We start from the raw sequence: 1,294 nt of genomic DNA on the forward strand, positions 1-1,294 counted from the left end.
TCGACGCCTGATGGCCACCCACCTTCAGCCCCGTGGGATTGGGCCGCACCCGGTTCGCGTGATCGACGATCGCGGTCGCCAGCCACAGCACCCGCCTCTCGACATCGCCGAGCGTGCGCAGCAACCCCTCCCGGGAAGCGTCACGCATTTCCGCAACCGCCGAATCGACACTGGTGACCATGAATTGCCTTTCTTTCTCCCCGGACCGTTGGGGACGCGTGGCCGGTCACTGGTTGTGGCCTGTGGCCTCCGGCCAGGGGGTGCCCGCGGTGACCAGCCGCCGGGCCTTGGTGAACTGCCGCGGATGGCCGCCGAACCCGGCGGCACCGATGACCTTCACGCCGTCACCGAGCAGAGCCACATACGTCTCTTCCTCAGGGCCTCCGCTGAGGAAGTGCAGGTGTTCGCCGTGTGCCGTGCCGGCGCTCTGGAAGCGCTGCCCGAACTGGTCGGACCACACGTACGGCACCCCGTTGTAGGGTTCCGCGGCCTGCGGGTCGAGCAGGTTCAGCGCCGCCCGCCGTCCCTGCTCACGGGCGTTGGTCCAGTGTTCGACCCGGACGGAGTCGCCGCCGGGGTGGGGCCAGCGGGCCGCGTCTCCGACCGCGTAGACCCCGGGAGCCGTGGTCCGCAGCGTCGCATCGGTGATGACCCCGTCGTCGAGAGCGAGCCCGGAGCCGGCCAGCCACCCGGTGGCGGGCCTGGCTCCGACACCGACGACGACGAGACCGGCGTCCAGGACGGTGCCGTCCGTGAGCTCGACCTTGTCGACCCGGTCCGAGCCCAGCATCCGTGCCACCCCGACCCCGCACAGCACCCGCACCGCATGGTCACGGTGCAGACGCACCACCGGCTGCGCCAGCTCCGCGCGCACCGCCCGCTGCAACGGGACCGCCGCGGCCTCGACCACCGTGACCTCGAGACCGTGATGGCGCGCGGCCGCGGCGACCTCCAGGCCGATGAAACCCGCCCCCACCACCACCACGGAAGGCCTGCCACTGCTCATGGCCTGCTTGATGCGCCGGGCCTCCTCGAGCGTGCGCAGCGTATGCACACCCTCCAGACCGAACCAGCCGCGAGGACGGACCGCCGCGGAGCCGGTGGCGATGATCAGCCCGTCGTAGGGGAGGCGTGACCCGCCGACGTGGACCTTGCGCCCGACGAGATCCAGCGCCTGGGCCGGCGTTCCCAGCTGCAGGTCCACCCCGAGGTCGTCGAAGTCCTCCTCGGGAAGCAGACGGACCTCGTCCTCGTCCATCTCACCGGTGAGGAGTTCCTTCGACAGCGGAGTGGG

General features: G+C 71.1%; 2 protein-coding genes. Both read right to left on the reverse strand.

What is annotated here, in order from left to right; translation table 11 throughout:
* On the reverse strand, window positions 1–181 hold a 181-nt coding region (locus ABT057_RS49085; protein ID WP_352351921.1), incomplete at its 3' end, for a hypothetical protein.
* Window positions 182–226: 45 nt separating this feature from the next.
* A partial coding sequence (locus ABT057_RS49090) for an NAD(P)/FAD-dependent oxidoreductase (protein WP_352351919.1) occupies window positions 227–1,294 on the reverse strand: 1,068 nt, incomplete at its 5' end.

Source organism: Streptomyces sp. NPDC002588, from assembly GCF_040295925.1.
Classification (GTDB): Bacteria; Actinomycetota; Actinomycetes; order Streptomycetales; family Streptomycetaceae; genus Streptomyces.